Source organism: Paraburkholderia sp. JPY419, from assembly GCF_050435705.1.
In the GTDB taxonomy this organism is placed as follows: Bacteria; Pseudomonadota; Gammaproteobacteria; order Burkholderiales; family Burkholderiaceae; genus Paraburkholderia; species Paraburkholderia youngii.
In genome coordinates, this window is record NZ_JBNDKV010000002.1 from 1,601,742 (window position 1) to 1,622,799 (window position 21,058).

Here is a 21,058-nt window from a genome sequence, read left to right on the forward strand (position 1 = left end):
ACCTCTTTCAATGTTTGGACGACGGCGAGCCGTGCCTTGCGTTCCTCACGCGCCCGGCGCGTGTTCTTTTTTGCCCGCGCGGCGCGCCGCATACAGACCGAACGCGAGCGCCGCGGCGGCCATGCCCCACCACTGCAGCATGTAGCCGTAGTTGCGCTCGACGCCGGTGGTCGGCGCGGGCCAGTCGCGCACCAGACCGTCGTGCGCGTCGCCGATCTGCTGGATCACGAACGATTGCAGCGGCAATCCGGTCTCCGCCGCGTACGCGGCGACATCGAGATTCTGCCGGATCAGGTGATGCGCGGCCGATCCGCCCTCGCCGAGCTCGAACGCGCGTGACGCGTCGGCTCGCGCAATCCCTTCGATCTCGACCTCGCCCGACGGCGTCGTGTACGGCGCGATGTTCTCGCGATTGCTCAGGTTGCGCGGCAGCCAGCCGCGATTGACGAGCACGTAGCCGCCGTCGGCAAGTTTAAAAGGCATCACGACGTAAAAGCCGGGCTGATCGCTATACGGACGATTATCGAGGTACACGACCTTGTCCGCGACGAAACTGCCGCGCGCTCTCACCCGATGAAACTCCACGTCTTTCAGGGCGAGCGGCGCCGCGCTGACCGGCAGCGCAGGCGCGTTTTCGAACTGCGTGATGCGCGCCTCGAGCGCTTCCTTCTGATGCGCACGATCGCGCTGCCAGAAACCGAGCCGCACCGTCACGACGACGACCAGCAGGATCAGCAGCACGGGAATCAGGCGAAACTTCATTGCAGGTACTCCGTCATCGCGTGCAGGGCCGCCGGGAACCTGCGGCAGACGCCCGCGCGCGGTGCGATAATGAGCGTCTTGCCACTGCGCTTTCCGGTTTCAGTTGGTTCCATGCACATTATCGTTCCCATCGCCTTTGCTCTGATCATCGCCAGCATGGTGTCGGCGCTGTATTTCATGATGCACGACAAAGGCAAGACCAAGCGGATGGTCTGGTCGCTCGCCACGCGCGTGGGCCTGTCGATCTCGCTGTTCCTGTTCATCCTGTTCGCACACTGGATGGGCTGGATTCAGTCGACCGGGATTCCGTACGGGCGCTGACGATCGCGGATAGGTCGCCGGCGCAAAGCGTCGGCGGCAAAATTTTCACGCCACCAAACAAAACGCCGCCCTGACAGGTCGAGGGCGGCGCTGCATTCATCCTTGCATACTGCTCGTGCGCGCCGCCTGACAGGTGTTGCGCGCACGTCCCGCGCCTGCGCCGACGAGCGGCGCGCGCGGGTCTGACTGCATTACAGCCAGTACACGACGACGTACAGACCGAGCCACACGACGTCGACGAAGTGCCAGTACCAGGCCGCGCCTTCGAACGCGAAGTGATGTTCCGGCGTGAAGTGGCCACGAATCAGGCGCGCCAGCACGACGGCGAGCATCGTGCCGCCGAGGAAAACGTGAAAGCCGTGGAAGCCGGTCAGCAGGAAGAACGTCGAACCGTAGATGCCCGAAGCCAGCGTCAGGTTCAGCTCGTGATATGCATGGAAGTATTCGAAACCCTGCAGGAACAGGAAGCACACGCCCAGCACGAGGGTCGCCGCGAGCCACGCGATCGCCTTCTTGCGATGGTTGTCGCGCAGCGCGTGGTGCGACACCGTCAGCGTCGCACCCGACGACAGCAGCAGCGCCGTGTTGATGGTCGGCACCGGCCACGGCTGCATCGACTTGTAGGTGCCCACGAGCTCGGCCGGGCCGTTGTTCGGCCACACCGCCGTGAAGTCCGGCCAGATCAGCTTGTAGTCGAGGCTGCCCAACTGATGCATTGCGATTTCGCGAGCATAGAACAGCGCGCCGAAGAATGCGCCGAAGAACATCACTTCGGAGAAGATGAACCAGCTCATGCTCCAGCGGTACGAGCGGTCGACGTTCTTGCCGTACATGCCGCCTTCCGATTCGGCGATCGCGTCGCCGAACCAGTGCCACAGCGTAAAGAGCAGCCACAGCAGACCGATGAGCACGCCGAGCGGCGCCCACGTGTGGTCATTGATCCAGGCCGCAAGCGATCCGAGCATGACCAGCAACCCGGTAGCGGCGCTGATCGGATGCCGCGACGGATGCGGTACGAAATAGTACGGGCTCTCGTTTTGACCGCTCATTCTTGATTCTCCACTTCAGTCCAGTTGTTCCGGAATCTCCGGCTGTATCTTCGGCGGCGCGTCGATACCGCACCGCTTCTCTCTAATTCGCGGGCTCTTCTGTGCTGCTGTGCCCTGCTACTGCCTCAACCGACCACGAGGCGCACGACCAGAATCAGCACCCCGATCAGGACCGCCGCGCCGATCAGCGCCGCCACGATCACATGCAGCGGGTTCAGCTGCGTCGCGTCCGCCTCGAGATCACGGCGCTTGCGCACGCCGAAAAACGACCAGAACACCGCGCGCATCGACTGAGCGAAACTGCTCTTGCGCGGACTGCCGCCGTTATCGTTCATCTCGCTTCGTCTTCCTTCGTTCGTCCGTGGCTCGCGCCGTCAAAGCTGCTTTCAGGCCGGCTTCGCGGGAGTGGCTGTCGCGTCGTTCACTGCATTTGCCTTCGGCGTCGCGTCATCCGCGCTTGCCGCCGCCGGTGTGTTCAACTCGAAAAACGTGTACGACAGCGTGATCGTCTTCACGTCCTTCGGCAACTTCGGATCGACCACGAACACCACCGGCATCCGCTTCGTCTCGTTCGCGTTCAACGTCTGCTGCGTGAAACAGAAACACTCGATCTTCCTGAAGTACTCGGTCGCCTGCTTCGGCGCGTAGCTCGGGATCGCCTGCGCACGGATCGTGCGCGACTGCCCGTTGCTGACGTCGTACATGACGGTCGTCACTTCGCCCGGATGCACGTCGAGACTGCGCTGCTCCGGCTTGAAACCCAACAGGCCGCGCGCGTTCGCATCGAATTCGATCGAAATCGTGCGGCTCATGTCGACCTGCGTATTCTTCGCCTCGCGCGCCGAAACGTCGCGCTGCACGAGGTTGTTCACGCCGGTGATCTGGCAGATCGCGCGATACATCGGCACCAGCGCGAAACCGAAACCGAACATCATCAAAGCGACGACGAACAGCTTGATCAGCATCGAACGGTTGAAAGAGCGGTCGGCCTCGGCCGGCGGTTGCGTCGACATCTGAATCCTCAACAAACCTGCATACGGACTGCGACTGCGGCGTTAGCTGAACCAGCACTGCTTCACGATGACGCTCGCGAAAAACACCGCGGCGATCGCGAACATCACCAACCCTATCCGCCTATTGCCCGCGCGAATCTGCTCCGGTGTACGTCTTTCCTGTGGATTGCGCGTCATGCTCGACTTTCTGAATACGGTTCTTGACTGGTGAGACCGCCCGACTGCAGCCGCCTCGCGAAGCGCCCGATTCCGGTAGCGGCATGTATCGCGCCGCCGGAACCCGGCACTTCGCCGGGACAGGCTTACTCGACGGTAGGCGGATGCTCGAACGTGTGGAACGGAGCCGGGCTCGGCACGGTCCACTCGAGGCCCGTTGCGCCGTCCCACGGCTTGTCGCCCGCCTCTACGAGCTCACCGCCACCACGGTACGCCGGCAGCGCCACCGCGAACAGGAAGTAGACCTGCGACAGACCGAAGCCGAATGCGCCGATCGAGATCACCTGGTTCCAGTCGGTGAACTGTGCCGGGTAGTCCGCATAGCGACGCGGCATGCCCGCGAGACCGACGAAGTGCATCGGCAGGAACGCGAGGTTGAAGAAGAACATCGACGCCCAGAAGTGGATCTTGCCGCGGGTTTCGTTGTACATCCAGCCGGTCCACTTCGGTGCCCAGTAGTACCACCCGGAGAACAGCGCGAACAGTGACCCCGCCACCAGCACGTAGTGGAAATGCGCGACCACGAAATAAGTGCCGTGATACTGAATGTCGAGCGGCGCCATCGCGAGCATCAGACCCGACAGGCCGCCGAACGTGAACACGATCAGGAAGCCCACCGCGAACAGCATCGGCGTTTCGAACGACAGCGCGCCGCGCCACATCGTCGCGACCCAGTTGAACACCTTCACGCCGGTCGGCACGGCGATCAGCATCGTCGCGTACATGAAGAACAGCTGGCCAGTCACCGGCATGCCGGTCACGAACATGTGGTGCGCCCAGACCATGAACGACAGAATCGCAATCGACGCCGTCGCGTACACCATCGAGCTATAGCCGAACAGCGGCTTGCGCGAGAACGCCGGAATCACCTGCGAGACGATCCCGAACGCCGGCAAGATCATGATGTACACCTCGGGGTGCCCGAAGAACCAGAAGATGTGCTGGTACATGACCGGGTCGCCGCCGCCTGCCGCATTGAAGAACGACGTGCCGAAGTGACGGTCGAACAGCACCATCGTGATCGCGCCCGCGAGAACCGGCATCACGGCGATCAGCAGGTACGCGGTGATCAGCCACGTCCAGACGAACATCGGCATCTTCATCAGCGTGAGGCCGGGTGCGCGCATGTTCAGGATCGTTACGACGATGTTGATACCGCCCATGATCGACGACGCACCCATCAGGTGGACCGCGAAAATCGCGAAGTCCATGCCCGGGCCCATCTGCGTGGACAGCGGTGCGTACAGCGTCCAGCCCGCGGCGGTCGCGCCGCCCGGTGAGAAGAACGAGCCGACCAGCAGAACGGCCGCGACTGGCAGCAGCCAGAAGCTGAAGTTGTTCATCCGCGCGAAAGCCATGTCCGATGCACCGATCTGCAACGGCACCATCCAGTTCGCGAAGCCGACGAACGCCGGCATGATCGCGCCGAACACCATGATCAGCCCGTGCATGGTGGTCAACTGGTTGAAGAACTCCGGACGCATGATCTGCAGGCCCGGCTCGAACAGTTCGGCACGGATCATCAGCGCCATCACGCCCCCGGACAGGAACATGGTGAACGAGAAGATCAGGTACAGCGTACCGATGTCCTTGTGGTTGGTGGCGAACAGCCAACGGCGCCAGCCTTGCGGCGTTTCGTGGGCATGGTCGCCGTGCACGTGCTCGTGGCCCGCGACTACATCGTGTCCGATGCTAGACATGAATATCTCCTAAAGCGAATTCTGCGGTGCTGACCATGAACACGTCAGGCTGCGGGGCTGATCTGAACGCGCCGGGCTTCCTTCGCGTCGGTGCCGCCGGTGATCGTTTCCGGCTTCTTCAAAATAATATGGTCTTCGGCAATGCCGGCTGCTTTCAGTGCGTCGCGAACGGCCTCGGCACGACTCTTCGCGAGCTTCGCGTTGACGTCGGCGGAGCCGGTTGCGTCGGTGAAGCCCGACAGCGTGAATTTCGCGTCCGGATGCGCTTTCGCGTAGGCCGCGGCCGCGTCGACCGCCGCTTTCGCGTCGGCCGGCAGCGTGCTCTTGCCGGTCTCGAAGTAGATGCTAGCCGGCAGCGTGGCCTCTGCGCTATTCGCAGCAGCCGCGCCAGCGTCATTGCCCGATGCAGCCGCCGGTGCGGAAGCCGCTTCCGCACCCGATGCCGCAGCGGCGCCGCTTGCCGCGGCACCCGCTTCGGCCAGATGGTCGCCGCCTTCCGGCAGCTTGCCGTTGCGCGCTTCGGTGACCTGCTTCGGCTGCAGGATGTCGCCCGTGTGGTTGCCCCACGAGTTACGTTCGTACGTAACCACCGAGGCGATTTCGACGTCGTTCAGCGTCGGCGCCCACGAAGGCATCGCATTCTTGCCCTTCAGCACGAGGCTCACGTGCTGACCGATCGGACCGTTGGCGATCTTGCTGCCGTCGAGCGCTGGGAATGCGCCCGCGCCCTTGCCGGTCGGCTGGTGACAGACCGCGCAGTTCGCCGCGTAGACCTTGCCGCCGCGCTCCATCAGCTCGGCCATCGTATAGGTCTTGTTCGGATCGTCCTGGCCGGCGGCCATTTTCTTCTTCTCCGTGTCGACCCACCTGGCGTAGTCGTCGTCGGACAGCACTTCGACGACGACCGGCATGAACGCGTGTTCCTTGCCGCACAGCTCGGTACAGAAGCCGCGGAACGTGCCGGTGCGGTTAGCCTTGAACCACGTGTCGCGCACGAAGCCGGGGATCGCGTCCTGCTTCACGCCGAAGGCCGGCACGTACCAGGAGTGGACCACGTCGTTGGCGGTGGTGATGATGCGGATTTTCTTGTTGACCGGCACCACGAGCGGGTTGTCGACCTCCTGCAGATACAGCGTGGAGATCGGCTCGCGGCCTTCGGTTTGCGCGCGCGGCGTGGCGAGTGTGGACAGGAAGCCGATGCCCTCGCCCGGACCCTTCACGTAGTCGTAGCCCCACTTCCACTGGTAGCCGGTGACCTTGATCGTGAGGTCGGCGTTCGAGGTGTCCTTCATCGCGACGACGGCCTTGGTAGCGGGCAGCGCCATCAACACGACGATGATGAACGGTACGATCGTCCAGATGATTTCGACGGTGGTGCTCTCGTGGAAATTGGCTGCCTGGTGGCCCTTCGATTTGCGGTGCGCGAAGATCGAATAGAACATCACACCGAATACACCGACGAAGATCACGGTGCAAAGGAGCAGCATGAACATGTGGAGGTCGAACAGCTCCTGAGCGATTCGCGATGCAGGCGGCTGGAGATTGATCGCGTTGACGGCAGGGCCGCCCGGAGCATCGCCCACTGCCAGGGCGGCACCGGCGAAAAGCAGTCCGCTCGCCGCCAGCACGCTCATGAGCGCTCGCTTGATTGTTTTCATAGCTTCCTTACCCAAATTTTCCATTCAAACCCCTCGACCCCGCTGGCAGCGTGTCGCGCCCCCTTGAACGCCGCGCGTCCGGCACCATCTAACAGCGTGCCAGCCACATACGCAGCTCGCCTGCGAACTGCGCGCGCCGATTTTGCGCGAGATGTTGCCCGATCATGATCGTCTGCCCGCGCGAGACCAGCTTGATCTGATCGCGCGGCGTTGCGCCCGGCTCTATCCGCACCCAGCGCGGATTGAATTCGAACTGCGTAATCCGCTCGGCGCTGACCTGCTCGATCACGAGCCGGTTCGGAAACAACCGGATGCGCTCGTAATCGACAGCATGACGCGCATATATTGCAAACGCGATACCTACCGCCAGCAATTCGATTCCGGTGAACGGCAACACCAGCCAGGCGCCGATCAGAACCAGCATGAATGCAATTGCCAACGAGAACAACGCAAGCGACGCGTACAGACAGACGAACTGCCGCGGCGATATCGAACAGTTGCGCTTCATCGTCCAGTCCCTGAGGACCGGTTCTGAATCCGCCAGCAGATGATCTGATGCGCCCATCGCTGCCTCCTGCGAATCGTCGCGTCCGGCCTGCCTTCTTTTACTTCCGGATGCATCTCGCGGCCGCCGCTCGTATCACTGTGTACAGCATCACTCGCGACCGCGCCAACCCCTACCGCATCACTTCATTTTGCAGCCCTGCGCCTCAGGCTTGCCACCCCAAATGTGGGAACGTCGGGCGACAAACTGACGCATTATAGGCGCGATCCATAGCATCGACAAGCAAGCCCCGATCGGCCCACAAGCCCGGCGCGACAAGCCTTCGCGCCATTTTGCCCGGCATTTTGCGGCTCTTTCGGAGGGCAAATCCCAGGCATAACGGATGTCCTCTTTACCGCTTTTGCAACACGTCAACCGCACCGTCGGCAAGCAGTTGATGACCGCACCGCAATCTGCTACCCACGCTTGCCCGGACCTCGTCCGATGTCCTCAAGCCGCACGATGCCATGTCCTTCGGCCGTGGTGCGCGGCACGGCTTTCCATGCGTGTCCGTAGATCACCTCGAAGGTCAGCGCGATCGTGCCGTCGGCGCGCCGGCGCGCTTCGAGCGCGGCGAGCAGGGCTTTGTGCAACCGACGCGCAAGCGCGCCGTCATGCGCATCGCGCTCGAACGGGTATGCGCCCCAGCGGCGCACGTCCGCGAGCAGCGACTCGGGCGACTTGTAGGTGATCGTCAGCGTCTCCTGGTCCATCACCGGGATCTCGAAGCCGGCCTCGACGAGCATGTCACCGAGATCATGCATGTCGACGAAGTCGATCACATGCTTGCGCGACGCGACGCCGTGCGCAGCCTCGGTCTCGGCGTAGGCACCGCGCAATTCCTTTAGCGTATCGGGGCCGAGCGTACTGAACATCAGCAGGCCGTTGACCTTCAACACCCGCTGCCATTCGGGAAAGACCAGATCGGGCCGCGAGTGCCAGTGCAGCGCAAGGTTGGACCAGATGAATTCGAATGCGCCGGCCGCGAATGGCAGCGCGGAGAAATCGGCTTGCGCGAAGCGCGGGCCCCGCGCGCCGAGCGCCTTGCCGAGCGAGGCGGGAAGAAAGCGTCGCCAACTGGTGTCGTCGGCATCGTGACGCAGCGCGCGGCGCAGCATGCCATGCGACAGATCGGCGCCGAACACCGGCGCCTCTGGAAAGCGCGCGCGCAATGCGGGGATGTCTTCGCCCGCACCGCATCCGGCGTCGAGCACGCTCGAGGGCGCCACCTTGATGTAATCGAGACGCTCGCGCATGCGCTGCGCAATCTCGCGCGGCAGGAATGCAACCTCGTCGAAGGTAGCGGCGCGACGGTCGAAAATACGCCTGAGGCGCCGTGAATCGTAGGCCGGACGGCGAGATTGAGCGGATGTTGGAGACATGTGTGTCGTGCTGGCGTGAGCTCGAAGTATACTCGTTCGTTCCCCTCCATTCAGCGTGAACGGCATTCAGCGGCGCTCACCCGTGCGATTCCAGTCATTTTCTTCGTCGTGTCGAAATCAGGCCGCGCGTTTTGTGCGCGGTCTGCATTCGGCATGGCCGCGGGCTTTGAACGTCGCGCTGCCGAACCTGTGCGCGTTGTGCGGCAATATGTCGCATAAGACGCTGTGCGACGGTTGCGACGCGGCCTACTGGAACGAGAGCCGCCTGCGCTGCACCGTTTGCGCTGCGCCGTTGCCGACGTCACGCTGGGTCGCTCAGGCGCAATATCGCTGCGCCGATTGCGTCGCCGAGCCGCCGTCGTTCGACGCGAGCTTCGCGCTCGCCGACTATCGCGCGCCGCTGGATACCCTCGCGGTCGGCCTGAAATTCCGCGCCCGGCTGATGCTTGCGCGCGATTTCGCGCAACGTCTCGCGTGGCTTGCTCAGGACGACTGGCACGACGCGGCCGAGCGGCCCGACGTGATTGCGCCAGTGCCGCTCGCCGGTCGCCGTCTGGTCGAGCGCGGCTACAACCAGGCCTGGCAGATCGCGCGGCCGCTTGCCCGGGCGCTCGACGTGCGCAGCGACGCGACGCTGCTCGAACGAACGCAAAACACCGCGCCGCAATCGCGCCTCGATCTCGATGCGCGCCGGCACAACGTCGGCCGCGCGTTTCGCGTCGCGCGCCCGGTGCGCGGCCTGCACGTCGGCATCGTCGACGACGTAATGACGAGCGGCGCGACGCTCGAAGCGCTCGCGCATACGCTGAAGGCGGCCGGCGCGCGACGGGTCACGAACTTCGTCGCGTTGCGCACTCCGAAAAACTAGCTTTTACGTGGTCCCCTTATGTTCAACGTCGTTCTCGTAGAACCGGAAATTCCGCCCAACACCGGCAACGTGATTCGCCTGTGCGCGAATACCGGCGCCCGGCTGCACCTGATCGAGCCGCTCGGCTTCCCTCTCGACGACACCAAGATGCGGCGCGCCGGCCTCGACTATCACGAGTACGCGGAAATGAACGTGCACGCCGATTGGGACGCGTTCATCGCGAAAGAAACGCCCGACCCGTCGCGCATGTTCGCGTTCACCACACGCGGCTCGGGGCGCTTTCACGATCACGCTTTTCGACCGGGCGACTGGTTCGTGTTCGGCGCCGAAACGCGCGGTCTGCCCGATACGGTGCTCGAGCGCTTTGCGAACGAACAGCGCGTGCGTCTGCCGATGCGTCCTGGCAATCGCAGTCTGAATCTGTCGAACACGGTGGCGGTCGTGGTGTTCGAAGCGTGGCGTCAGGCCGGCTTCGAGGGCGGCGCCTGACGGCGTTCGAGTTCGGCCTCGTAGCGTGCGAACATCGTGTCGTCGAAGCACGCGAACGTCACGTGCTTCATGTGGGGTGTGCGCGGCAACATGTCGAGCACGGTTCCGACCGCGATGCCCACCGCATAGTCGGCGGGGAAACGGTAGATGCCGCAACTGATCGCGGGAAACGCAATGCTCGTGCAATGAGTCTCGCGCGCGACTTCGAGCGAGCGCTGATAGCACGATGCGAGCAGGTCGGCTTCGCCGTGCGCGCCGCCGCGCCACACTGGACCGACAGCATGGATCACATGCTTCGCGGGCAGCCGATAACCGGCGGTGATCTTGGCGTCGCCGGTCGCGCAGCCGCCGAGCGTTTCGCATTCGCGCAGCAACTCCTTGCCGGCCGCGCGATGAATCGCACCATCGACACCGCCGCCGCCGAGCAGCGAAGTATTCGCGGCATTGACGATCGCATCGACGGCGAGCGTCGTGATATCGACCACGCGCGCTTCGAGCGTGCACGTGCCGTGACTGAGATTGAAGGTGGGCATGAAAACCTCGCTGACCTGAGTCTCGCTCAAGAAGTGGACAGCCAGGTGAGGCAGCCGTTCAACGCGAATTTGCGCTAAACGGCTGAAAGAAAAGACTTTATTCGGCCTTCGAATCGCGCCGCAGCAGCGCGCTGACCGCATCGCGCGGCGCCACGCCGTCGAACAGCACCGCGCAGACCGCTTGTGTGATCGGCATTTCGATTGCATGGGCGCGTGCGATCGAAAGGACCGCCTTCGCGCAGCGCACGCCTTCGGCCACGTGACCGAGGCCGCCGAGGATGTCGTCGAGTGTGCGGCCGGTGGCGAGCTGCAAGCCCACCGTACGGTTGCGCGATAGATCGCCGGTCGCGGTCAGGATCAGATCGCCGAGGCCGGTCAGCCCGGTAAAGGTTTCCGCGCGCCCACCAAGCGTGACGCCAAGACGCGACATTTCGGCGAGCCCGCGGGTGATCAGCGCCGCGCGTGCATTGAGGCCGAGGCCGAGGCCATCGGCGATGCCCGTCGCGATGGCGAGCACGTTTTTCACCGCGCCGCCCACTTCGACGCCGACGACGTCGTCGCCGGTATAGATGCGCATCGCACCGTGATGGAACGCCGCGACCGTGCGTTCGCGGCACACCGCCGACGAACTCGCGATCGTCAACGCAACCGGCAGTCCCTGTCCGACTTCGCGCGCGAAGCTCGGCCCGGACAACACGCCGTTGCTCGCATGCTCGGGCAATTCCGCCGCGACCGCCTGATGCGGCAACAACTGCGAATCCGCCTCGAAACCCTTGCACAGCCACACGATATGCGCGGGCACCTTGCCGGCATCGCGCATCGCGCGCAACAGACCGCGTAGGCCAGCCACCGGCGTCGCGATCACGCACAGCGCATCGTCGGCGAGCGCGTGATCGAGCGCCGCGCCGAGATCCGCTTCGTAGCGGAGCGCGGGCGGCAACGCGACGCCCGCCAGATAGCGGGCGTTTTCGTGCGAAGTGGAAAGCTCGGTGATGAGCGCGGACTCGCGCGCCCACAACACCGTGTCGTGCCTGACGGCCAGATGGCCGGCGAGGGCGGTGCCCCACGCGCCAGCGCCGAGAACGGCGACCTTCATAGCCGGCACTGCCCGCGGCGCCTTAATGCGTGACGCCGCTTTGCGCCGCGCCGTCGCCCTGCTGGGCCGCGCTCATTTGCGCGAGACGCTGCTCGTACAGCGCCTGGAAGTTGATCTCGGCGAGGTGGATCGGCGGGAAGCCGGCGCGGGTGATCGCGTCGGCGATGTTGGACCGCAGGTACGGGAACAGGATGGTCGGGCAGGCGATGCCAACGAGCGGATCGATCTGCTCGGCAGGAATGTTGCGAATGTCAAAAATGCCGGCCTGTTTCGCTTCGATCAGGAACGCGACCTTGTCCGACACCTTGGCCGTGACCGTGCCCGTCACGAGGATTTCGAACACGGATTCTGCGAGGCGCTCGGCCTTCACGTCGACTTCGACTTCGACCGACGGCATTTCCTGCTCGAGGAAGATTGCCGGCGAATTCGGCTGCTCGAGCGACATGTCCTTCAGATAGATGCGCTGGATGTTGAAGAACGGCTGATTATTCTCGTCGGACATGATGGTGATTCCTGATAGGTATGCGTGGCGGCGGCCGATGCATGCATGGGCCGCCAGATTATTGCGCCGGCACGCCGGCTCCACGAGGAGCGCGCACGCGCCGGCTTATCGAGTGGTCCGCCCGCTCGCGCGGCGCGAAACGCGCGAACTCAGGCTGCTTCGAGCAGCGGCGTCAGACCGCCCGCGCGATCGAGCGCGGAAAGGTCATCATAGCCGCCGACATGCGTCTCGCCGATGAACACCTGCGGCACCGTGCGACGCCCGGTCCGGGTCATCATCTCCTCACGACGGGCCGGGTCTTTATCGATCAGTACTTTTTCAACCTGCTCGACGCCGCGCGACTTTAAAAGACGTTCGGCCATCTGGCAATACGGGCACACCTGGGTGCTGTACATGATCACTTTGTTCACTTGGCTGCTCCTTGTTTCACAACCGGCATACCGGCTTTCTGCCAGGCGTCGACGCCGCCCTCGAGAACATGGACTTCCGCGTATCCCGCTTCCTGCACGATACGCGCAGCCTTGTTCGACTGCTGGCCGGTCTGGCATACCAGCAGCACCGGGTTGCTCTTGTTCTTCGCGAGTTGCGCGACTTTCGCCTGCAACTCCGCGAATTCGAAATGCCGTGCCGAGGGCAGGTGCCCCTTGGCGTAGTCGGCGGACGGCCGCAGATCGATGACCGCCGCGTTGCGCCGGTTGATCAGTTGGGTGGCTTCGGCGGCCGACAGGCCGCCACGCCCACGCCGACTGATGGTCGGCCACACCAGCAACCCACCAGAGATAAGGACGATTGCGATCAGGACAAGGTTTGTGTATTCGGTGAAAAACTTCACGGAAGATCCGCCGGAAAGAGAGAAATCGAAAAGGTCAACCCGAGCATTATAAAATAACCGTTTGACGCGATGGCGATGCGCCGCCGAAGGCGCCGCACAGCGCGAGACCGCTTCCTCACTACCGACCGGCAACTCTTATGTACAAACTCGTTCTCATCCGCCACGGCGAATCGACGTGGAACAAGGAAAACCGCTTCACCGGCTGGATCGACGTCGACCTCACCGAGCAGGGCAGCCTCGAGGCGCAGCAGGCGGGCGTGCTGCTCAAGGAGTCGGGCTATACGTTCGACATCGCCTATACGTCGGTGCTCAAGCGCGCGATCCGCACGCTGTGGCACGTGCAGGACAAGATGGATCTGATGTACCTGCCCGTCGTGCATTCATGGCGCCTGAACGAACGCCACTACGGCGCGCTGTCGGGTCTGAACAAGGCCGAAACGGCAGCCAAATTCGGCGACGAGCAGGTGCTGGTCTGGCGCCGCAGCTACGACACGCCGCCGCCCGCGCTCGAGCCGACCGACGAGCGCGCGCCGTACACCGATCCGCGCTACGCCAAGGTGCCGCGCGAGCAACTGCCGCTGACCGAGTGCCTGAAAGACACGGTCGCGCGCGTGCTGCCGCTGTGGAACGAGTCGATTGCGCCGGCCATCAAGTCTGGGCGCAGCATCCTGATCGCCGCGCACGGCAACTCGATCCGCGCGCTGGTCAAGTACCTCGACAACATCTCGGACAGCGACATCGTCGGCCTGAACATCCCGAACGGCGTGCCGCTCGTCTATGAACTCGACGAAGATCTGAAGCCGATCAAGCACTACTATCTCGGCGACCAGGACGCGATCGCAAAGGCGCAAGCCGCGGTCGCGAGCCAAGGCAAGGCGGGCTGATCGCGCGTTTCCGGCCGCGGCCCCTCGCCACGGGAAGGCCCGGGGCCGCACGGAGACAACCGGCCCGGCGGGAAAAACTGTATTGCGCCGCGCGGCGTATCGCACGGCCCGCCAGCCGCGGGCCGGTTCGCAAGAACCAGGACCTTCCCGTACTGTCGAAGCACGATTGCCTGCACCGCGCCCTGAGCAGGCGGGTGTGCAGTTATACTTGTCCGTCCAATCTTTATCGACGCTGCCACGCGCTTCCGACCGCAATAGACTCTATGCGAAAGAACCTGAAAAATATCGGCCTGATTGCCGCGGGCCTTGCTACCGGTGTCCTTGCCACCCTGCAATTCTCCGCCTCGGCCCAGCAACCCGCTAGCGCCGCAGTCGCCCCACTGCCGCTAGACCAGCTCAGGCTCTTCGCCGAAGTGTTCGGGCAGATCAAGCACGAATACGTCGAACCGGTCGACGACAAGAAGCTTCTCACCTCCGCGATCAAGGGCATGGTGTCGAGCCTCGACCCGCACTCGTCGTACCTCGACAAGACCGATTACGAAGAGCTGCAGGAGCAGACCAAGGGCCGCTTCGCGGGCCTCGGCATCGAAATTTCGTCGGAAGACGGCCTGATCAAGGTGATTTCGCCTATCGAAGACACGCCCGCGTTCCGCGCCGGCATCCGTCCGGGCGACCTGATCACGCGCATCAACGACAAGCCCGTGCGCGGCATGACCCTCGACCAGGCGGTCAAGCAGATGCGCGGCGAGCCGGGCACCAAGGTCACGCTGACCATCTTCCGCAAGACCGACGACCGCACGTTCCCGCTGACCGTCACGCGCGCGATCATCAAGGTGCAGTCGGTGAAGGGCAAGATCGTTGCGCCGGGCTTCGCGTACGTGCGCATCACGAGCTTCCAGGAACGCACCACGCCTGACCTCGCGGCCAAGCTGCAGGATCTGGCGCGCCAGGAGCCGAACCTGAAGGGCCTCATCCTCGACCTGCGCAACAACGGCGGCGGCTTGCTGCAAAGCGCGGTCGGCGTCGCGGGCGCGTTCCTGCCGCCGAATTCGGTGGTGGTGTCGACCAACGGCCAGATTCCGGATTCGAAGCAGATCTATCGCGACACCTACGATAACTACCGTCTGCAATCGTTCGACAGCGATCCGCTGAAAGACGTCCCGGCCATCTTCAAGACCGTGCCGATGATCGTGCTGACCAACGCCTACTCGGCGTCGGCCTCGGAAATCGTCGCCGGCGCACTGCAGGATCAGCACCGCGCGCTGATTCTCGGCAAGACCACGTTCGGCAAGGGTTCGGTGCAAACCGTACGCCCCATGACGGCGGACACCGCGCTGCGCCTGACCACCGCGTATTACTACACGCCGAGCGGCCGTTCGATCCAGAACAAGGGCATCCGCCCCGACCTTCCGGTGGATCAATACGCGGACGGCGATCCGGACGACGCGCTCGTCACTCGCGAAGTCGACTACTCGAATCACCTTGCGAACACGCAGGACCCCAACGAGAAGAAGGAAGCCGAGCAGCGCGAGTCGGAGCGCATGGAGCAGTTGCGTCAGCTCGAAGAGCAGAACGACAAGAAGACGCCGGAGCAGCGCCAGAAGGAACGCGAACGCAAGCCGGTCGAGTTCGGTTCGAGCGACGACTTCATGATGCAACAGGCGGTCGGCAAGCTCGAAGGCAAGCCGGTTCAGGAATCCAAGTCGCTGATGGAACGCCGTCTCGCGCAGAACAAGCCGGGCACGTCGGCCTCCGCGCCGGTCGCGGTGAAGCCGACGCAACCGGTGCCGGGCGCATCGGGACCGGCGCCGGCTTCGGCACCGGCTCCCGCTGGAAAGTAAGCCGGCAAATAAGCTGGCCAATAAGCAGCGAACCCGCGCGTGTCTTCGCAGCACGATAGTCTGCGAAGACACGCCGCAGCAGTTTCAGCACAGGCCGCCGCTCAACCGGCGGCGTCTAACGGCAAGCCGCAGCAGCCACCCTCCCCGCGCGATTAAAATAACAGCCACGAATGCGCGCCGCGGCCCTTCGGCCTGCCTCTCCTTGCGCGACACCGCGACATAGCGACACACCCCACGCGCCCCGCCATGAATGACGATCAACTCCTTCGCTACTCCCGCCATATCCTCGTCGACGAAATCGGCATCGAGGCGCAGCGGCGTTTTATCGACGCCCACGCGATCGTCGTCGGCGCGGGCGGGCTCGGTTCGCCGGCCGCAATGTATCTCGCGGCGGCGGGCGTCGGCCGTCTGACGCTCGTCGATGCCGATACCGTCGACCTGACCAATCTGCAGCGCCAGATCCTGCACGTCACCGCGTCGGTTGGACGCAGCAAGGTCGAGTCCGGGCGCGACACGCTCGCGCAGATCAATCCCGAGGTCGTCGTCAGGGCAGTCGCCGAGCGCGTCGACGATGCATGGCTCGATCGCGAGGTGCCGCACGCGAGTGTCGTGCTCGATTGCACCGACAACTTCGCGACGCGTCACGCGATCAACCGCGCGTGCGTCAAGCATCGCGTGCCGCTCGTGTCGGGCGCGGCGCTGCGCTTCGACGGCCAGATCAGCACCTTCGATTTCCGCGACGAAGCGTCGCCATGCTATGCGTGCGTGTTTCCCGAAGACCAGCCGTTCGAGGAAGTCGCCTGCTCGACGATGGGTGTGTTCGCGCCGACGGTCGGCATCATCGGTTCGATGCAGGCTGCCGAAGCGCTGAAGGTGATCGGCGCAATCGGCACGCCGCTCGTGGGCCGCCTGACGATGCTCGATTCGCTGCGAATGGAATGGAACACGATGCGCATCGGACGCCAGCCTGATTGCCCGGTGTGCGGCCACGCGCACGGCTCTTGAGGCGGTTCCCCACTGCGCGTCCGAACGACGTCGAAACAGAAAAACGCCGCATGTGCGGCGTTTTTTCGTTCAACGAGGCGAGACGAAGCGCGTCGGATTCACACCAGCGCGACCCGCTTGAGCGCCGCCTGCACCTCTTCCGGCTCGAACGAAGCCAGCACGTCGGCCACGGGCTTTTCGAGCGTTTTCAGATGCGAGCGCAGCACCTCCTGCTTGACCTCGAGCAGTTGGCTCGGATGCATCGAAAACTCGGTCAGGCCCATGCCGAGCAACAGACGCGTCAACGCCGGATCACCCGCCATCTCACCGCACACCGACACCGGTACGCCCGCACGCTTCGCCTCGCGCAGTGTGAACGCGATCAGATGGAGCACCGCCGGATGCAGCGGGTCGTACAGATGCGCGACCGCGTTGTCCGCGCGATCGATCGCGAGCGTGTACTGGATCAGATCGTTGGTGCCGATCGACAGGAAATCGAGCCGCTTCAGAAACAGCGGCAACGCGATCGCGGCGGCCGGAATCTCGATCATCGCGCCGACCTGCACGTTCGGATCATAAGCAATGCCCGCGTCGTCGAGTTGGCGCTTGGCTTCGCGGATCAGATCGAGCGTCTGGTCGATTTCCTGCGCGTGCGCGAGCATCGGGATCAGGATCTTCACCTTGCCGAACGCCGACGCGCGCAGGATCGCGCGCAGCTGCGTGAGAAACATCTGCGGCTCGGACAGGCTCCAGCGAATTGCGCGCAAGCCGAGCGCCGGATTCACGGCGGTCTCGTAGCCGTCGCCGCCGGCCATCGAATCGAGCGGTTTGTCGGCGCCGACGTCGATCGTGCGGATCGTGACCGGCAAGCCGTTCATCAGTTCGACCGCGCGACGATACGCGCTGAACTGCTCCTCCTCTTCGGCCATCCGGTCCTTGTGATTCATGAACAGGAACTCGGTGCGAAACAGACCCACGCCGGTCGCGCCCGATTCGATCGCCGCGCGCGCGTCGTCCGGCAACTCGATGTTCGCGCACAGTTCGATGCGCGTGCCGCACAGCGTTTGCGTCGGCGAGAACTTGAGCCGTTGCAGCTTGCGCTGCTCGAGCTCCTTCTCGCTTTGCCGATACGAGTATTCCTCGAGCACGATGGGCGCGGGATCGACGATCACGATGCCGTGGTCGCCATCGACGATGATCAGATCGTCCTGGCGGATCAGCGCGCTCGCATGCTGCACGCCGACCGCGGCCGGAATGCCGAGGCTGCGCGCGACGATCGCGGTATGCGACGTGCGCCCGCCGAGATCGGTGACGAAGCCCTGGAACGTCTGCGTCTTGAACTGCATCATGTCGGCCGGCGCGATGTCGTGCGCGACGACGATCATTTCATCGCACGCGCCATGCACGTTGTCGACGATGCCCGGCGCACCCGCGAGCGCCTTCAGCACACGTTCGACGACCTGTTCGATGTCGGCTTTGCGTTCGCGCAGGTATTCGTCTTCGATATCGTCGAAATGGCGCGAGAGTCTTTCGAGCTGTTCGGTCAGCGCCCACTCGACGTTGTAGCGGCGCGTGCGGATCAGGTCGATGGTTTCCTGAACCAGCATCACGTCGTTCAGGATCATCGTGTGAACGTCGATGAACGCGCCCATTTCACTGGGGGCATCCGCGGCGAGATCGGCGCGCAGCACGTTGAGTTCTTCATGCACGCGTTGCTGAGCCGCGCGAAAGCGCCCGACCTCCCCTTCGATCTGGGCGGGTTCGATCAGATAGTGGTCTACGTCGAGTGCTGCCGGGGCGATCAGATAGGCCCGCCCGATGGCGATACCGCGCGAGACGGGAATTCCATGCAGCGTGAATGACACGCGCACCTCCTCTAGTTGTGTGATGCAAACCGCTGCAATGCTCTCAGACTGTACCTGGCATTATAAATTCCGCGCCTTTTTGAAGTATGTCGGCGGTGTGTGCAGCGCAGCACGAGTTATCGCAATCAGGTGTCCTCGTACACCGCGAAGCTTCACTTTTATACGCGTCGCGCAAAATATATGGTTTAAACATTGAAAACGCGTGTCGCCCTACGCGCATGTCGCCTTACGCACTCTTCCCCGCGGCTTTCGCGCCGCTTCTACAAGCCTTAATGTCGATTAGCGGCGGGCCTCTTCTGATATTCAAATGTCGGCGGCGAAAAAAACCGCGGACTGAGCCGCGGCTTTTTCGGGTTTGTCGAACGCAAAGGGCGCGGCGTTATTGACCTTCGCCAAATTTATCGGCGATCAGTTTTAACAGCGCGTCCATCGCTTCCTGTTCGTCGGTACCTTCCGTTTCGATCAGCACGGTACTGCCGATGCCCGCGGCCAGCATCATCACGCCCATGATGCTCTTTGCGTTGATACGACGGCCATTGCGGCTCATCCAGATTTCCGCCTGGTAGTTGCCCGCGAGTTGCGTCAACTTGGCCGACGCGCGCGCGTGCAGCCCCAGCTTGTTCACAATTGTCGTTTCTTGTTGCAGCATGTGATGGTCCGAAGCGCGGGTGAATGAAATGGTGAAAAGTCAAACTGCAAAGCGGCTGCAATGCGCTTGGCGCCGTTGCGAAACCGCTTGAATCCGTCGAAGCTTGCCTGCGGACCAGCCCGATTTACAGGCCGGGCGCGTCCGGCTTCTGCGTCAGATCGGCATCGGCCGGCAACGCGGGGACACAGTCGGCGGGCGCCGCGTCAGCCGGCAGGCAATCGGCCGGGCAGGCTGACGCCGCGACCGGTTCCGGCGTCGCCGGTCCGATCGCGTGCACGCCCTTGGTCGCGCCGGCGAGCGCCTTGTCGACGAGCGTGTCGAGCGGCGTCGAGCGATAGCAGACCGCACGCACCAGCATCGGCAGATTGACGCCGCACAGCACGCGCACATCCGGCTCCGTGGCGAGCCGGCCCGCGATGTTGGCCGGCGTCGCGCCGAACATATCGGTCAGCACGAGCGCGCCGTTCTCTTCCTTCAACCGCGCGACTTCCGAATTCGCGAACGCGACGACCTGCGCGGGATCGCAATCCGGCGACACATCGATCACGCCGATACGCGCCGGCAAACCGCCATAGATGTGGGAAATGCAATCGCGCAACGCGGTGGCGAAGGGAGCGTGCGCAATGATCAGAATGCCTGCCATGTCAGCCTTACTGCGATAGAACGGCCCCAAAACCGTGGACCGGGACTCGAGCCCGGTTCGCCATCGCCCCGGACCGGCCGTGGGTCGCGAGGGCGGAAATGCATCGTCGGACGAGCGGGCATTGTAGCAGCCTCATTTTCGCGCCAATCCCGACGGCGCGCCTGATGCCGATTTACTACACAGATTGGGGGTGCGGCCGGGCAATCAAGGCCGCTAGAGTCGGCGCGTCAGCCGACCGCGCGCTCCAGCGCGTCGACGAACATCGCGGCGACGTCGAAGCCAGTCTGATCCATGATCTCGCGGAAACACGTCGGGCTCGTGACGTTGACTTCGGTGAGCCAGTCGCCGATCGCATCGAGTCCGACCAGCAGCAAGCCGCGCGCCGCCAGCACCGGCGCGAGCGTATCGGCGATCTTGCGGTCCTGCTCGCTGAGCGGGCGCGCGACACCCAGTCCACCGGCCGCCAGGTTGCCGCGCACCTCATTACCCTGAGGAATGCGCGCGAGCGAGTATGGCACCGCTTCGCCGCCGATCAGCAGGATGCGCTTGTCACCCTCCTTGATCTCGGGGATGAATTTCTGCGCCATCACCGAGCGTGCGCCGTCGTGGCTCAGCATTTCGACGATCGAGCCGAGGTTCATACCGTCCGCCTTCACGCGGAACACGCCCATGCCGCCCATGCCGTCGAGCGGCTTCAGGATCACGTCGCCGTGCTGTTCGTGGAACGCGCGCAGACGCGCCGGGTCGCGCGTGACCAGCGTCGGCGCCACGAACTGCGCGAACTCGCCGATCGCGAGCTTCTCCGAATGATCGCGGATCGCCTGCGGCTTGTTGAAGACGCGCGCGCCGCCACGCTCGGCCAGTTCGAGCAGCCACGTCGACGTCACGTATTCCATGTCGAACGGCGGGTCTTTGCGCATCACAACCGCGCCGAAGCTCGCAAGCGCGCGCGGCGCGGCGGCATCGGCGACAAACCAGACGTCACGATGCAGATCGGCGGTATCGCCGGTGATCGCAATGCGCTGCACGTTCGCTTCGACATCGCCGCCCGTCCACGCCAGATGCTTCGGCTCGCAGGTGTACACCGTGTGACCGCGGCGCGCCGCTTCGGCCATCATCGCGTAGGTCGAGTCTTTGTAAATCTTGAAATGGCTGAGCGGATCGGCGATGAAAAGAATGTCCATGAAAGTCCCGGTGCGCCCTGACGGGCGTGACATTGTTCGTCAA

25 protein-coding genes are annotated in these 21,058 nt (G+C 63.8%); 6 read left to right on the forward strand and 19 right to left on the reverse strand.

What is annotated here, in order from left to right; translation table 11 throughout:
- Window positions 1-45: 45 nt before the first annotated feature.
- The gene (locus tag QFZ91_RS13465; protein WP_429567516.1) at window positions 46-762 is read right to left on the reverse strand and encodes an SURF1 family protein; all 717 of its coding nucleotides are present in this window, start codon (window positions 760-762) and stop codon (window positions 46-48) included.
- Entirely contained in the window at window positions 759-941 is a 183-nt protein-coding gene (locus QFZ91_RS13470; RefSeq protein ID WP_429568687.1) for a hypothetical protein, read from the reverse strand. Before QFZ91_RS13470 ends, QFZ91_RS13465 begins: the two co-directional genes overlap by 4 nt.
- Between QFZ91_RS13470 and QFZ91_RS13475 the strand changes: the two genes are divergently transcribed.
- Window positions 874-1,083 (forward strand): twin transmembrane helix small protein, encoded by a 210-nt coding sequence (locus QFZ91_RS13475; protein ID WP_008921867.1) that lies wholly within the window; start codon window positions 874-876, stop codon window positions 1,081-1,083. The two genes, QFZ91_RS13470 and QFZ91_RS13475, sit on opposite strands and share 68 nt — an antisense overlap.
- A 191-nt stretch (window positions 1,084-1,274) precedes the next feature.
- On the opposite strand, the gene QFZ91_RS13480 is transcribed toward QFZ91_RS13475, so the two are convergent.
- From QFZ91_RS13480 to QFZ91_RS13515, 8 genes are all read right to left on the reverse strand, one after another.
- Complete coding sequence (locus QFZ91_RS13480; protein WP_176109649.1) at window positions 1,275-2,132, reverse strand: cytochrome c oxidase subunit 3; 858 nt, start codon at window positions 2,130-2,132, stop codon at window positions 1,275-1,277.
- A gap of 125 nt (window positions 2,133-2,257) precedes the next feature.
- Window positions 2,258-2,467 carry a DUF2970 domain-containing protein gene (locus QFZ91_RS13485; RefSeq protein ID WP_368594793.1) on the reverse strand — a complete coding sequence of 70 codons (210 nt, stop codon included), beginning with the start codon at window positions 2,465-2,467 and terminating at the stop codon, window positions 2,258-2,260.
- Window positions 2,468-2,518: 51 nt separating this feature from the next.
- Window positions 2,519-3,145 (reverse strand): cytochrome c oxidase assembly protein, encoded by a 627-nt coding sequence (locus QFZ91_RS13490; protein WP_368715245.1) that lies wholly within the window; start codon window positions 3,143-3,145, stop codon window positions 2,519-2,521.
- Between the two features lie 42 nt (window positions 3,146-3,187).
- Window positions 3,188-3,322, reverse strand: coding sequence for a cytochrome oxidase small assembly protein (locus tag QFZ91_RS13495; protein ID WP_217709958.1), 135 nt, complete (start codon window positions 3,320-3,322; stop codon window positions 3,188-3,190).
- Between the two features lie 125 nt (window positions 3,323-3,447).
- Window positions 3,448-5,061: a cytochrome c oxidase subunit I gene (gene ctaD, locus QFZ91_RS13500; protein WP_176382420.1), complete on the reverse strand. Its 1,614-nt coding sequence runs from the start codon at window positions 5,059-5,061 to the stop codon at window positions 3,448-3,450.
- Between the two features lie 44 nt (window positions 5,062-5,105).
- Window positions 5,106-6,743, reverse strand: coding sequence for a cytochrome c oxidase subunit II (coxB, locus tag QFZ91_RS13505; RefSeq protein WP_429567517.1), 1,638 nt, complete (start codon window positions 6,741-6,743; stop codon window positions 5,106-5,108).
- Window positions 6,744-6,807: 64 nt separating this feature from the next.
- Window positions 6,808-7,284 carry a DUF2244 domain-containing protein gene (locus QFZ91_RS13510; RefSeq protein ID WP_176125092.1) on the reverse strand — a complete coding sequence of 159 codons (477 nt, stop codon included), beginning with the start codon at window positions 7,282-7,284 and terminating at the stop codon, window positions 6,808-6,810.
- A 395-nt stretch (window positions 7,285-7,679) separates the two neighbouring features.
- Window positions 7,680-8,645 (reverse strand): methyltransferase domain-containing protein, encoded by a 966-nt coding sequence (locus QFZ91_RS13515; protein WP_429567518.1) that lies wholly within the window; start codon window positions 8,643-8,645, stop codon window positions 7,680-7,682.
- An 82-nt stretch (window positions 8,646-8,727) separates the two neighbouring features.
- Between QFZ91_RS13515 and QFZ91_RS13520 the strand changes: the two genes are divergently transcribed.
- Both QFZ91_RS13520 and trmL read left to right on the forward strand, forming a co-directional pair.
- The gene (locus QFZ91_RS13520; RefSeq protein WP_429567519.1) at window positions 8,728-9,513 is read left to right on the forward strand and encodes a phosphoribosyltransferase family protein; all 786 of its coding nucleotides are present in this window, start codon (window positions 8,728-8,730) and stop codon (window positions 9,511-9,513) included.
- A gap of 18 nt (window positions 9,514-9,531) precedes the next feature.
- Window positions 9,532-10,002, forward strand: coding sequence for a tRNA (uridine(34)/cytosine(34)/5-carboxymethylaminomethyluridine(34)-2'-O)-methyltransferase TrmL (gene trmL / locus QFZ91_RS13525; protein ID WP_176382409.1), 471 nt, complete (start codon window positions 9,532-9,534; stop codon window positions 10,000-10,002).
- On the opposite strand, the gene QFZ91_RS13530 is transcribed toward trmL, so the two are convergent.
- From QFZ91_RS13530 to QFZ91_RS13550, 5 genes are all read right to left on the reverse strand, one after another.
- Window positions 9,975-10,535 (reverse strand): O-acetyl-ADP-ribose deacetylase, encoded by a 561-nt coding sequence (locus tag QFZ91_RS13530; RefSeq protein WP_429567520.1) that lies wholly within the window; start codon window positions 10,533-10,535, stop codon window positions 9,975-9,977. The genes trmL and QFZ91_RS13530 overlap by 28 nt on opposite strands.
- Before the next feature lie 97 nt (window positions 10,536-10,632).
- Window positions 10,633-11,631 carry an NAD(P)H-dependent glycerol-3-phosphate dehydrogenase gene (locus QFZ91_RS13535; protein WP_429567521.1) on the reverse strand — a complete coding sequence of 333 codons (999 nt, stop codon included), beginning with the start codon at window positions 11,629-11,631 and terminating at the stop codon, window positions 10,633-10,635.
- 22 nt (window positions 11,632-11,653) lie between these two features.
- Window positions 11,654-12,133, reverse strand: coding sequence for a protein-export chaperone SecB (gene secB, locus QFZ91_RS13540; protein ID WP_176109659.1), 480 nt, complete (start codon window positions 12,131-12,133; stop codon window positions 11,654-11,656).
- Window positions 12,134-12,282: 149 nt separating this feature from the next.
- Window positions 12,283-12,543 carry a glutaredoxin 3 gene (gene grxC / locus QFZ91_RS13545; RefSeq protein WP_062125843.1) on the reverse strand — a complete coding sequence of 87 codons (261 nt, stop codon included), beginning with the start codon at window positions 12,541-12,543 and terminating at the stop codon, window positions 12,283-12,285.
- Entirely contained in the window at window positions 12,540-12,965 is a 426-nt protein-coding gene (locus QFZ91_RS13550; protein ID WP_429567522.1) for a rhodanese-like domain-containing protein, read from the reverse strand. The genes grxC and QFZ91_RS13550 overlap by 4 nt, the downstream gene beginning before the upstream one ends.
- A gap of 137 nt (window positions 12,966-13,102) precedes the next feature.
- Between QFZ91_RS13550 and gpmA the strand changes: the two genes are divergently transcribed.
- The 3 genes from gpmA (at window position 13,103) to QFZ91_RS13565 (ending at window position 16,695) form a co-directional block, all read left to right on the forward strand.
- Window positions 13,103-13,849, forward strand: coding sequence for a 2,3-diphosphoglycerate-dependent phosphoglycerate mutase (gene gpmA / locus QFZ91_RS13555; RefSeq protein WP_176109660.1), 747 nt, complete (start codon window positions 13,103-13,105; stop codon window positions 13,847-13,849).
- A gap of 263 nt (window positions 13,850-14,112) precedes the next feature.
- A complete protein-coding gene (locus tag QFZ91_RS13560; RefSeq protein WP_429567523.1) occupies window positions 14,113-15,690 on the forward strand; it encodes a S41 family peptidase in 1,578 nt (525 codons plus the stop codon).
- A gap of 246 nt (window positions 15,691-15,936) precedes the next feature.
- Window positions 15,937-16,695, forward strand: coding sequence for a HesA/MoeB/ThiF family protein (locus QFZ91_RS13565; protein ID WP_429567524.1), 759 nt, complete (start codon window positions 15,937-15,939; stop codon window positions 16,693-16,695).
- A gap of 98 nt (window positions 16,696-16,793) precedes the next feature.
- Here QFZ91_RS13565 and ptsP read toward each other — a convergent pair whose 3' ends face one another.
- The 4 genes from ptsP to gshB form a co-directional block, all read right to left on the reverse strand.
- Window positions 16,794-18,539 (reverse strand): phosphoenolpyruvate--protein phosphotransferase, encoded by a 1,746-nt coding sequence (gene ptsP, locus QFZ91_RS13570; protein ID WP_176109663.1) that lies wholly within the window; start codon window positions 18,537-18,539, stop codon window positions 16,794-16,796.
- A 379-nt stretch (window positions 18,540-18,918) separates the two neighbouring features.
- On the reverse strand, window positions 18,919-19,188 hold the full coding sequence (locus tag QFZ91_RS13575) for an HPr family phosphocarrier protein (RefSeq protein ID WP_013088266.1): 270 nt from the start codon (window positions 19,186-19,188) through the stop codon (window positions 18,919-18,921).
- A 124-nt stretch (window positions 19,189-19,312) separates the two neighbouring features.
- Entirely contained in the window at window positions 19,313-19,831 is a 519-nt protein-coding gene (locus tag QFZ91_RS13580; protein WP_429567525.1) for a PTS sugar transporter subunit IIA, read from the reverse strand.
- Window positions 19,832-20,058: 227 nt separating this feature from the next.
- Window positions 20,059-21,015: a glutathione synthase gene (gene gshB / locus QFZ91_RS13585; RefSeq protein ID WP_176109665.1), complete on the reverse strand. Its 957-nt coding sequence runs from the start codon at window positions 21,013-21,015 to the stop codon at window positions 20,059-20,061.
- Window positions 21,016-21,058: the final 43 nt, after the last annotated feature.